General features: G+C 61.1%; 10 protein-coding genes. All 10 read right to left on the bottom strand.

Annotated elements, in window-relative coordinates:
* Positions 1-356 precede the first annotated feature (356 nt).
* On the bottom strand, positions 357-1,496 hold the full coding sequence (locus tag FOA17_RS06785) for an iron-containing alcohol dehydrogenase (protein WP_149140737.1): 1,140 nt from the start codon (positions 1,494-1,496) through the stop codon (positions 357-359).
* Positions 1,493-2,560: a class II fructose-bisphosphate aldolase gene (gene fba, locus FOA17_RS06780; RefSeq protein ID WP_149140736.1), complete on the bottom strand. Its 1,068-nt coding sequence runs from the start codon at positions 2,558-2,560 to the stop codon at positions 1,493-1,495. The genes FOA17_RS06785 and fba overlap by 4 nt, the downstream gene beginning before the upstream one ends.
* 17 nt (positions 2,561-2,577) lie before the next feature.
* Positions 2,578-3,573, bottom strand: a complete 996-nt coding sequence (locus FOA17_RS06775; protein WP_338029104.1) for a class 1 fructose-bisphosphatase — start codon at positions 3,571-3,573, stop codon at positions 2,578-2,580.
* A 15-nt stretch (positions 3,574-3,588) separates the two neighbouring features.
* A complete protein-coding gene (glpK, locus tag FOA17_RS06770; protein WP_149140734.1) occupies positions 3,589-5,067 on the bottom strand; it encodes a glycerol kinase GlpK in 1,479 nt (492 codons plus the stop codon).
* 109 nt (positions 5,068-5,176) lie between these two features.
* On the bottom strand, positions 5,177-6,889 hold the full coding sequence (locus tag FOA17_RS06765) for an ABC transporter substrate-binding protein (protein ID WP_149140733.1): 1,713 nt from the start codon (positions 6,887-6,889) through the stop codon (positions 5,177-5,179).
* A gap of 88 nt (positions 6,890-6,977) precedes the next feature.
* The gene (locus tag FOA17_RS06760; RefSeq protein ID WP_095587541.1) at positions 6,978-7,250 is read right to left on the bottom strand and encodes a DUF2160 domain-containing protein; all 273 of its coding nucleotides are present in this window, start codon (positions 7,248-7,250) and stop codon (positions 6,978-6,980) included.
* A 24-nt stretch (positions 7,251-7,274) separates the two neighbouring features.
* Positions 7,275-8,117, bottom strand: coding sequence for a carbohydrate ABC transporter permease (locus FOA17_RS06755; RefSeq protein WP_420841687.1), 843 nt, complete (start codon positions 8,115-8,117; stop codon positions 7,275-7,277).
* 12 nt (positions 8,118-8,129) lie between these two features.
* Positions 8,130-8,999: a carbohydrate ABC transporter permease gene (locus FOA17_RS06750; protein WP_149140731.1), complete on the bottom strand. Its 870-nt coding sequence runs from the start codon at positions 8,997-8,999 to the stop codon at positions 8,130-8,132.
* A 133-nt stretch (positions 9,000-9,132) separates the two neighbouring features.
* Complete coding sequence (locus FOA17_RS06745) at positions 9,133-10,209, bottom strand: ABC transporter ATP-binding protein (RefSeq protein WP_149140730.1); 1,077 nt, start codon at positions 10,207-10,209, stop codon at positions 9,133-9,135.
* 11 nt (positions 10,210-10,220) lie between these two features.
* On the bottom strand, positions 10,221-11,303 hold the full coding sequence (locus FOA17_RS06740) for an ABC transporter ATP-binding protein (RefSeq protein ID WP_149140729.1): 1,083 nt from the start codon (positions 11,301-11,303) through the stop codon (positions 10,221-10,223).
* Position 11,304: the final 1 nt, after the last annotated feature.

Here is an 11,304-nt window from a genome sequence, read left to right as displayed (position 1 = left end):
AGACGTCATCGCCCGGATCTCAGACCTGCCGGTCTCTCGACTGCCGGAATTGCTGCCGTGGCAGTGGAAGCCGTCGGAAAAAGCCAACGTCAAGGCTGCATAACCGCGGCTCTCGGCGCATGCTTACGCTCGAAAGCGCCGAGCGCACAGACGACTGATCCTGTGAGTTCAGGGAAAGCCCGCGGCCGTGCGACTCGTGCCGCTGTGAGTGGCGGTGGCCAGGGTAAGCTGTCGCTCGATATCGAGGGATTAGGTATTTCGAGCACGAACCGGACGGAATTGGCTTCGGCAGTTCAGACGACGAGGGCGATTATTGCGGAGCATGGTTGATGTCTTCGGGAGCAAGCAGCTTGCTTTCAAGCACTTCTCAGCAAGTAGCAGATTTCTTCGAATTGAATTTTAACGGGGTTGGCTTTTGTTGAAGATGCGCTGAGCGCCAGTTCGGCAATCTCTTCTATCTCGGCGTTTAGAACGCCGAGATCTTTTAGCGAAGGCAATCCGTTCGCGTCTACGAAACTACGCAATGCAAGCACTCCGTCTTCGCCCGAATTGCCAAGACCATCGGCGAGCCATTCATTTACTTTATGAAAACGTTCTACGTTGCCCAATCCACGCGTCACAGCCCCGAAATTCACCGATAGTCCGGATGCCAGCAATCTGCCACAAATTGCGCCGTGCGCAGCGCCTCGGCCTCCGATGACAGAAGCTAGGCCGTGCACGATCCCTAGTCCAGAGTTCGACAGGGCGAGGCCGCTTAGATAGCTGGCCCGTGCCATTTCATCGCGGGCTTTGATGTTTTCGTTTTCCATCAACCTGTGCAATGAGGCCATTGCCGGGCGGATATTGGCCTCGCACAGGGCGTCCGTCACCGGATTGGCCCGGTTGCACAGATAGCTTTCGATGAGCTGGGTGATCGCGTCCAGCCCGCTCGCCAGCGTCAGCGCCTTGGGGGACCCGTCGGTCAGTGCGGGGTCCACAATCGCCAGATTCGGTAGGAGGCGTGGATCACGCAGGCTGATTTTTAGCTGCTTTTCAGGAACGCCGATCACCGCGTTTCGCGTCGCTTCGGCACCGGTTCCGGCGGTTGTCGGGATCGCAATGAATGGCAGGGGATCTTTCAACTGCCGCGGGGATGAGTTGCCCAGCTCCAGATACTCCGCCACATCGCCTTCACTGACGCAGAGCCCGGCAACGGCCTTGCCCAGATCAAGCGTCGCGCCGCCTCCGACAGAGACAATGCACTCCGCCCTGTGACCCCGGGCGAAGGCGACGGCATTGCGGACGTCGTCAAGATCCGGTTCTCCCGCCGAATACACAACTTGCAGGCAGCAGCCCGAATGGGTCAGTTCCGCGGCCAGTTCGTCCACCCAGGCGACCGACCTTCCCCGCACCAGCAACACACGGGTTCCAATCCGTGCGATCTCATCCGCGGCCGTAACACGACAGCCACGACCGAAAATCGTGCGGTTCGGGGCGGTCAGCGCAAAACCTGTCATGCGGCGGCGGCGCTCCCGGTTACCTGGCAGGCATAGTGCGCGGCCATGTCGGACAGGGCAATGGGCTTGATCCGGGGCGCATGGCCTGCGCTGCCGAATTGCTCGAACCGGTCGCGGCAGACGGCGGACATGGCCTCGATGCCCGGCGCGAGGTATTTGCGCGGATCGAACTCACCGGGGTGTTTGGCAAAAACCGTGCGGATCGCGCCGGTCAGTGCAAGCCGCAGATCCGTATCCACATTGACCTTGCGCACGCCAAAGCGAATGCCCTGCTGGATTTCCTCGACCGGTACGCCCCATGTCGGGGCAATCTCGCCGCCATGGGCGTTGATGATATCCTGTAATTCCTGCGGCACCGAGGAGGAGCCATGCATCACCAGATGCGTGTCCGGCAAGCGTGCATGAATCTCGCGCAAACGGTCAATCGCGAGGATCTCGCCATCGGGTTTGCGGGTGAACTTGTAGGCTCCGTGCGATGTCCCGATGGCCACGGCCAGCGCATCGACGCCGGTCAGCCGCACAAATTCGGCCGCTTCTTCCGGGTCGGTCAGGAGATGTTCGCGTGACAGGGCCCCCTCGAACCCGTGCCCATCCTCGGCCTCTCCCCGCAGGGTTTCCAGCGATCCCAGATGGCCGATTTCACCCTCGACCGACACGCCCACCAGATGCGCCATCTCGACCACCTTGGCGGTCACCGCGACGTTTTCGTCAAACGTGGTCGGTGTTTTGCCGTCGGCTTTGAGAGAGCCGTCCATCATGACCGAGGAAAACCCATTGGTGATGGCCGACAGGCAGGTCGCGGGCGCGTTGCCGTGGTCCTGATGCATGCAGACAGGGATATGCGGGTAAAGCTCAATCGCGGCGCGGATCAGATGCGATAGCACGATGTCATTGGCAAAGGCGCGCGCGCCACGGCTGGCCTGCATGATGACCGGGCTTTGGGTGGCTTCCGCTGCTGCCATGATGGCCAGCATCTGCTCCATGTTGTTCACGTTGAACGCGGGCAGCGCGTAATCATGTTCCGCCGCGTGATCGAGCAGCTGACGAAGGGATACGAGAGCCATGGGGGGGGGTCCTTTCCTCAGGACGCGGCCGAACCGGCGTCCGCAGTATGATATTGTGCAATTCGGTCCACCTCGTTGGCGGAACCAAGGATGACCGGCACGCGCTGATGATGGCCCGTGGGCTGAAGATCGAGAATGCGACTATGGCCGTCCGTGGCGGCGCCGCCCGCTTGTTCCACCAAAAGCGCCATCGGGCTAGCCTCGTAGAGCAAACGCAGTTTTCCACCTGCCGCGCGGTTGCCGTCATCTACCGGGTAGAGGAACACACCGCCGCGAGTCAGGATGCGGTGCACCTCGGCCACCATCGACGCGGTCCAGCGCATATTGAAATCGCGCCCGCGCGGGCCGGTCATCCCGGCCAGGCATTCATCCACATAGCGCCGCACAGGTGCGTCCCATAGACGATAGCGCGAGGCGTTGATGGCGAACTCGGAAGTTTCCGCCGGGATCGTCATGCGCGGATGGGTCAAGCGGAAATCGCCGGTGCCGTATTCACAGGAAAACCCGTAGACGCCGCTGCCCACGGTCAGGACCAGCATCATGGTCGGGCCATAGATCGCGTATCCCGAACAGTGCTGCGCGTCCCCAGCCTTGAGTACATCGCGGTCGCCATCCGTGCCCACGGTACAGATCGAAAAAATCGAGCCGACCGACAGGTTCACGTCGATATTCGAGGATCCGTCCAGCGGATCGTAGAACAGGAGATAATCGCCGCCCTTCGGCTCCTTGAGCCAGACCGCGTCTTCACGCTCTTCGCTGACCAGCGCGGCAAGACGCGGCGAGCTTTCGCAGATCCGGGCAAAGACCTCGTCGGCGATCACGTCGAGCTTTTTCTGATCTTCGCCCTGCACATTGGTGTCCCCGGCAAGGCCGTGATTGCCTTCGAACGCCGCGTTGCGCAGCCGGTTGCCGATCACACGGCAGGCCGAGGCGATATCCTCGATCAGGAAAATGAGATTGGGATCAAGCCCGCCGGGCTCGGCATAGCGGGTCAGGAAGCGGCGCAGGGTCATCGGTTCGGACATGATTCAAAACCTCATTGTGGCATCGACCGCGCGTTTCCATGCGGCGTATTTGGCGGCCCGGGTATCTCCGGTCATGGATGGGGTGAAGCTCTTGTCCAGCGCCCACTTTTCCGCAAACGCGGCTTGGGCGGGATAGATCCCCGCGCGCTGCCCGGCAAGCCAGGCCGCGCCAAGCGCCGTGGTTTCCAGCACCCTGGGCCGGTCGACCCGGGCCCCGATGATGTCGGAAAGGAACTGCATCGCGAACTCGGACGCGCTCATGCCGCCGTCTACTCGCAAAACAGCATCCCCTGCCCCACCCATATCCGCTTGCATCGCAGCCAACAGGTCGCGGGTCTGGTAGCCCACGCTTTCCAGGGCCGCGCGGGCCAGTTCCGCAGGACCGGAATTGCGCGTCAACCCGAACACCGCGCCGCGGCAGTCAGCATTCCAATAGGGCGCGCCCAGTCCAGTAAAGGCCGGAACCAGAACCACGTTCTGCGCCGGATCGGCGGCTTCCGCGAGCGGTTGGGATTCCTTGGCCTCGCGGATGATCTTGAGCCCGTCGCGCAGCCATTGCACCACCGCCCCGGCAATAAAGATCGACCCTTCCAGTGCATAGGTCGGCTTGCCGTCCAGCTGATAGGCGATGGTGGTCAGCAGACGGTTCTGCGAGCGTACCGGCTTATCGCCGGTGTTGATCAGCGCAAAACAGCCCGTGCCATAAGTGGATTTCAGCATGCCGGATTCAAAACAGGCCTGCCCGACCGTGGCGGCCTGCTGATCGCCGGCGATGCCAAGGATCGGAATGGGGCGGCCAAACAGATCGGCGCGCGTCTCGCCGAAATCGGCGGCGCAATCGCGTACTTCGGGCAGCATGGACATGGGAATGCCCAAGCGCTCGCATATCGTCTGCGACCAGCGCCCCTTGCGGATGTCATAAAGCATGGTGCGCGCCGCATTGGTGGCGTCGGTCACATGGTCCTTGCCGCCGGTCAGGTTCCAGACCAGCCAGGTATCGACGGTACCAAAGACCAGCTCTCCGGCCTCGGCCCGGGTGCGTGCGCCGTCGACGTTGTCGAGAAGCCAGGCCAGTTTCGTACCGCTGAAATAGGGGTCGAGCAGAAGGCCGGTGCGGTCGGTCACCGCTTCCTCGAACCCGTCCGCCTTCAGCGCCTGGCACATGGCCGAGGTCCGGCGGTCCTGCCAGACGATGGCGTTGTGAATGGGCTTGCCGGTCTTTCGGTCCCAGACCAGCGTCGTCTCGCGCTGGTTGGTGATACCGATGGCAGCGATGTGCGCGCCACCCGATTTCTCGATCGCCGCCCGGCAGGTCGCCGCGGTCGTGGCCCAGAGATCGGCCGGATCATGCTCCACCCAGCCGCTGTTCGGGAAATGCTGCGGGAATTCTTCCTGCGCTGAGGCGACAGCTGTCATGGATGCGTCAAACACTATGGCCCGAGTCGATGTCGTGCCCTGATCAATGGCCAGAATATGGGTCATGACCGCCTCTCCTCAAAGCGATGTTTATCTGCGCCGTACTGGCACGAATGTCTGTTTGGTGGAATTTGAGTGGTCGAGGCCCCGTAGGGCCCCGACCGGGGAGGAAGGCTTACTTCCAGGACGCGATCAGATCATCATAGCTGACGGTCTGGGGGGCTTCGTCTTCGTTCTCAAGCTTGGCGTAGGGCGCGCCGGGCTGGGCGAACCAGTATTCGGCAGACATCTCTTCGTTCAGCTTGGGACCAATGTCACCCTGGATGCCCGCACGCTCCAGACGCTCCAGAACCCGCTCCTGATCGGCACAGAGTGCATCAAGCGCTTCCTGGGGGGTCTTGGCGCCCGACATGGCGTCGCCGATGTTCTGCCACCACAGCTGGGCCAGCTTCGGGTAATCCGGGACGTTGGTGCCGGTGGGCGACCATGCGACACGGGCGGGCGAACGGTAGAATTCCACCAGACCACCCAACTTGTCCGCACGCTCGGTGAAGCTGTCATGCTGCACGGTCGACTCGCGGATGAAGGTCAGGCCCACGTGGGATTTCTTCACGTCCACGGTTTTCGACGTCACGAACTGGGCATAGAGCCAGGCCGCCTGGGCACGATCCACCGGGGTGGATTTCATCAGCGTCCAGGACCCTGCGTCCTGATAGCCGACCTTCTGTCCTTCCTTCCAGTAGACGCCATGCGGGCTGGGCGCCATGCGCCACTTGGGCGTGCCGTCCTCGTTCATCACCGGCAGGCCGGGTTTCACGGTGTCGGCGGTGAAGGCGGTGTACCAGAACATCTGCTGGGCCACGTTGCCCTGCGCCGGGATCGGGCCGGCCTCGGAGAAGGTCATACCGGCGGCTGCGGGCGGCGAGTACTTGTTCAGCCACTCGATGGCCTTGGTCACGGCGTAGACGGCCGCGGGCGAGTTGGTCGCGCCGCCACGGGCCACGCAGGAACCGGTGGGCTGGGAGTTTTCGTTCACACGAATTCCCCATTCGTCCACGGGCAGACCGTTGGGCTCACCCACGTCTCCCATGCCGGCCATCGACATCCACGCGTCGGTGTAACGCCAGCCGAGCGAGGGGTCTTTCTTGCCGTAGTCCATGTTGCCAAAGACTTCGCCCTCGACACCCAAGTGCGACAGGTCGCGGCCGGTGAAGAATTCGGCGATATCCTCATAGGCCGACCAGTTGACCGGAACACCAAGGTCGTAGCCGTAGGCCGCCTTGAAGTCTTCCTGGTTCTTGGGGTCGTTGAACCAGTCATAGCGGAACCAGTAGAGGTTCGCGAATTGCTGGGTCGGCAACTGGTAGACTTTACCGTCCGGGCCAGTGGTGAAGCTCAGGCCGATGAAATCTTCCAGATCCAGTGTCGGCAGGGTCACTGCCGCGCCTTCGCCGGACATCCAGTCGGTCAGGTTGCGCACCTGCTGATAACGCCAGTGGGTGCCGATCAGGTCGGAGTCGTTGACATATGCGTCATAGATGTTCTCACCCGACTGCATCTGGGTTTGCAGCTTTTCGACCACGTCACCTTCGCCGATCAGGTCATGGGTGACCTTGATGCCGGTGATCGCGGTGAAGGCCGGCGCCAGCACCTGGCTTTCGTATTCATGCGTGGTGATGGTCTCGGAAACGACCTTGATCTCCATGCCGGCGAACGGCTTGGCCGCGTCGACAAAGAACTGCATCTCCGCTTCCTGCTCGGCGCGGCTGATCGACGACAGATCGCCGATTTCCGCATCGAGGAACGCCTTGGCGGCATCCATGTCGGCAAAGGCAGGGCCCGCAAGGACCAGCAGCGCCGCTGTTGTGGATTTGAGGTTGAGGTTCATTGGTATAATCCTCCCATTTTGAACCGATGAATGAAGAAGTTCGAAGCGTGGCCGGGTCTCCTCCTGTCCCGGCCACGGGGGCCTGTGGCTACACCCAGCGGAAGACCGCGGCGGCGTAGATCAGGCAGACGATGAGGGCATAAGGTTGTTGCGCCCCAACGATCCCGAGCCAGGCCAGATTGATAAAGGCCGAGCCCAGAAGGGTGATGAAGAGCCGGTCGCCCCTCGTGGTTTCGATCCGCAGAATGCCCGTGCGGGGCGTTTCCGGGAATTTAATGGCCAACACCGTGAAGGTGATCAGCAGCGAGGCGATGACGGCGAAGAAGATCGCGGTCGGCCAGGTCCATGCCATCCAGTCCATTGGAAGTCCTCCCTTTCTTCAGGCTTACACGCGACCCAGGGCAAAGCCCTTGGCGATGTAGTTGCGGACGAAGTAGATCACGAGCGCGCCGGGCACGATGGTCAGGATACCGGCGGCCGCCAATACGCCCCAGTCGATGCCCGATGCCCCTTGGGTCCGGGTCATGATCGCAGCAATTGGTTTGGCTTCAACGGTGGTCAGCGTGCGGCTCAAGAGCAGTTCCACCCATGAGAACATGAAGCAGAAGAACGCCGCAACCCCGATACCACTGGCAATCAGCGGCGTGAAGATCTTCACGAAGAAGGCACCAAAGCTGTAGCCGTCGAGATAGGCGGTCTCGTCGATCTCTTTCGGCACGCCGCGCATGAAGCCTTCCAAAATCCACACCGCGAGCGGCACGTTGAACAATGTGTGCGCCAGCGCCACGGCGATATGTGTATCGAACAGGCCCACAGAGCTGTAGAGCTGGAAGAAGGGCAGCGCGAAAACCGCGGGCGGAGCCATCCGGTTGGTCAAGAGCCAGAAGAACAGATGCTTGTCGCCCATGAAGTGATAGCGCGAGAAGGCATAAGCCGCAGGCAGCGCCACCGCGAGAGAGATCACCGTGTTCACCGTCACGTAGATGATCGAGTTCACATAGCCCATATACCAGGCCGGATCGGTGAGGATCGTGGCGTAGTTGGCGAAAGTGAGGTCGCGCGGGAACAGCGTGAACTCGTTCAGGATCTCGGTGTTGGTCTTCAGGCTCATGTTCAGCAGCCAGTAGATCGGCAAGAGCAGGAACAGGAGATAGAGGGTCATCACCACGAGGCGGCTGTTGATCTTGGGCAGAGACAGCCCGCGGGATAAAGTTTTGTTTACGGTCATATCGGCCATGGATCAGCCCTCCCGCTTATCGAGGTTGGTCATCACGGTGTAGAACACCCAGGAGATGAGAAGGATCACGAGGAAATACATGATCGAGAAGGCCGCCGCGGGTCCGAGGTCGAACTGTCCCAGCGCCATTTTGACGAGGTCGATCGACAGCAGCGTGGTGGCGTTGCCGGGGCCACCGCCGGTGACGACGAACGGCTCGGTATAGATCATGAAGCTGTCCATGAAGCGCAAGAGGATCGCGATCATCAGCACGCCCATCATCTTGGGCAGTTCGATGAAGCGGAACACCTTCCAGCGCGATGCCTGGTCGATCTTGGCCGCCTGGTAATAAGCGTCGGGGATCGATTTCAGACCGGCAAAGGCCAGCAGCGCCACAAGCGAGGTCCAGTGCCATACATCCATCACGATGATCGTGACCCAGGCCGCCAGAATGTCCTGCGTGTAGTTGTAGTTGATGCCAAGCGCGTCCAGCGTGTATCCCAGAAGGCCGATATCGACGCGGCCAAAGATCTGCCAGATCGTGCCAACCACGTTCCATGGAATAAGCAACGGCAGCGACATCAGCACAAGGCAGAAGGACGACCAGAAGCCGGATTTCGGCATGTTCAGCGCCACGAAGATGCCCAGCGGAATCTCGATGGCCAGAATGATGCCCGAGAACATGAGCTGGCGTCCAAGCGCGTCCCACATGCGCTCCGAGCGCAGCATTTTTTCGAACCATCCAAGCCCGGCCCAGAAGAACTGGTTATTCCCGAACGTGTCCTGAACGGAATAGTTGACCACGGTCATCAGCGGGATCACCGCCGAAAAGGCCACCAGAAGCAGCACAGGCAGGACGAGAAACCATGCCTTTTGATTGACTGTCTTTTCCATTACTTCGCCCCCTCCCCGGACGAGTGCGCCACGGGGCGCGCGATTTGTGCGGATGCCTGATCGAGGAAACGGTCAACCATTTAGATTTGGCGTTCCATGATCTGTTGCGGTGTCAGGATCGGACGGCCATCCATCACGCGGCCTCCCCGTTTACGCGCCAGTCATTGGCATAGACATTGACGCGGGTAGGATCGAATGTGACACGGTTCATATCGGCGCTGATATGGTCGTCTTCGCCCGCGATGATGTGGATATCGCTCCCGAAAAACTCTGCGCGGATGATCTTGTGGCGGCCCACATCCTCGACGCGGCGCACCTTGACGGGCAGGCCCTCGGTCTGGCTCAGCTTGGCGAATTCCGGGCGGACGCCGATCTCGACCTTGCCATCCAGCGGCTTGTAGCCCTGCGCAAGCTCGACATAGGAGCCGTTCACATAGGCCTTGTTGCCGTCGATCCGCGCCGGGATCACGTTCATGCCCGGCGAGCCGATGAAATAACCCACGAATGTATGCTCGGGACGCTCGAAAAGCTCTTCGGGCGTGCCGATCTGCACAACGCGGCCGTCATACATGACCACAACCTTATCGGCAAAGGTCAGCGCCTCGGTCTGGTCATGGGTGACGTAGATCATAGTATGCCCGAAATCATGGTGCAGCTGCTTGAGCTGTGTGCGCAGTTCCCATTTCATATGCGGGTCGATCACGGTCAGCGGCTCGTCAAACAACAGCGCGTTCACGTCCTTGCGCACCATGCCGCGGCCCAGCGAAATCTTTTGCTTGGCATCGGCGGTGAGACCACGCGCCTTTTTGCGCAGCATCTCCTCCATGCCGATCATACGGGCGATTTCCTGAACGCGCTCCGCGACATAGCTCTCGTCCCGGCCACGGTTGCGCAGCGGGAACGCCAGATTGTCATGCACCGTCATGGTGTCGTAGACGACCGGGAACTGGAACACCTGGGCAATATTGCGTTCTGCGGTGGGGGCGTGCGTTACGTCCTTGCCATCAAACAGGATGCGGCCCTGGCTCGGGTGCAGAAGCCCCGAGATGATGTTGAGCAGCGTGGACTTGCCACAGCCCGACGAGCCCAGCAGCGCATAAGCCGCGCCATCGTCCCAGTCGTGGTTCAGTTCCTTCAGCGCAAAGTCGTCTTCGCTGCCGGGATTGGGCAGGTAGGAATGCGCGAGGTTATCAAGTGTGATCTTGGCCATGGTGTCCTCCCTCAGGCCGCAAGCGCATAGGCGGCAGGTGCCACCAGCTTGCCGTCTTCGCCAAAAATGTAGACATGGCGGGGGTCCAGCCAGACATCGAGCCGCGCGCCCAGATCCAGCTCATGAACCCCATGGATCAGCCCGACCCAGCGTTCGCCGAAATGGTCCAGGTGAACAAAGGTCTCCGACCCGGTCAGCTCGGTCACCGACAGTTTCGTGGCGAATTGCATGGCATCCGGAGAATGCTGGTTGATTTCCAGGTGGTTCGGGCGGAACCCGGCGGTGTAACGGCCATCGGCCAGTTCCGCGAGCTTGCCTGTTGCCGCCGCGCTCTGACCGTCGCCGAACATGATCCGGTTGCCGGTCTTGGAGATCGGCAGGAAGTTCATCGGCGGGTCCGAGAACACCCGCGCCGTGTTGGCATCCACCGGCTGGCGGTAGACCGACGGGGTCGGGCCGAACTGGGTGATGCGCCCTTCGGACAGGGTGGCGACATTGCCGCCCAGCAAGAGCGCCTCTTCCGGCTCTGTCGTCGCATAGACAAAGATCGAGCCCGAGGCTTCGAAGATTTTTGGAATCTCGACCCGCAGCTCTTCGCGCAGCTTGTAATCGAGATTCGCAAGCGGCTCATCGAGCAGCACCAGCCCGGCATTCTTGACTAGCGCGCGCGCAAGCGCACAGCGCTGTTGCTGACCTCCCGACAACTCTAGCGGCTTGCGCTCCAGCAACGGGGTAAGCTTCATCAGATCGGCGGTTTCGCGCACGCGGGTGTCGATCTCGGCCTTGTTCACACCCATCAGCTTCATCGGCGAGGCGATGTTGTCATAGACGCTCATCGACGGGTAGTTGATGAACTGCTGATACACCATCGCCACCTTGCGGTCCTGAACGCGCTGGCCGGTGACATCGTCCCCGTTCCAGAAGACCTGACCGGTATTGGGCGCATCCAGCCCGGCCATCAGCCGCATCAGCGATGTCTTGCCCGACAGGGTCGGCCCAAGCAGCACATTCATCGTGCCTTTTTCCAGCGTCAGATCCGTCGGGTAGATATGTGTCTGCCCCTCGACGGTCTTTGATACGCCCCTTAGTTCCAGC

This window comes from Gemmobacter caeruleus (assembly GCF_008271655.1).
GTDB lineage: Bacteria > Pseudomonadota > Alphaproteobacteria > Rhodobacterales > Rhodobacteraceae > Gemmobacter > Gemmobacter caeruleus.
Note: the sequence above shows the minus strand (reverse complement) of the source record. Positions and strands in the feature narration are given on the sequence as shown.